This is a genomic window from Acinetobacter sp. AB03, from assembly GCF_058107045.1.
Genome location: NZ_JBUEBA010000043.1, coordinates 1 through 435 on the forward strand (window position 1 = coordinate 1; position 435 = coordinate 435).

Genomic DNA, 435 nt, shown 5'->3' on the forward strand with positions numbered 1-435 from the left:
CTACTTCTACAATTGGAGATGCGCTCAAGCGTCTAAATATTACAGTTAAAAAAAGACCTTACGGCACCCGAAAGCAAAAACAGAACTCAGAGAGCAGTATTTAAAAGATTTAAACCGATTAAGGTATCAACACCCGATCATCTATCTTGATGAAAGTGGATTTAAATCTCATGAACATAGACCTCATGGTTATTCAAAACAGGGAACTCCTTGTTATGGAACATATAATTGGCAATTAAAAAATCAAACCAATGCAATAGGAGCAATCCATGAGGGTAAGTTATTTGCAGTGGGTTTATTTGATAGCAAAGTAAATTCGGATGTATTTTATTTTTGGGTAGATCAGTTTTTATTACCAGAACTACCCTCGAATAGTGTAATTGTCATGGACAATGCAGCCTTCCATAAACGACCAGATATACAAGATCTATTAAG

Annotated in this window: 1 protein-coding gene and 1 pseudogene; both read left to right on the forward strand. The window is 35.2% G+C overall.

The genetic code is table 11. The features are described 5' to 3' along the window. Positions 1-104, forward strand: a pseudogene (locus tag ACY3FQ_RS17910) (IS630 transposase-related protein); the annotation flags it as partial. A gap of 35 nt (positions 105-139) precedes the next feature. Then, positions 140-435: transposase (locus tag ACY3FQ_RS17915; RefSeq protein WP_489774583.1), on the forward strand; the 296-nt coding region annotated here is incomplete at its 3' end.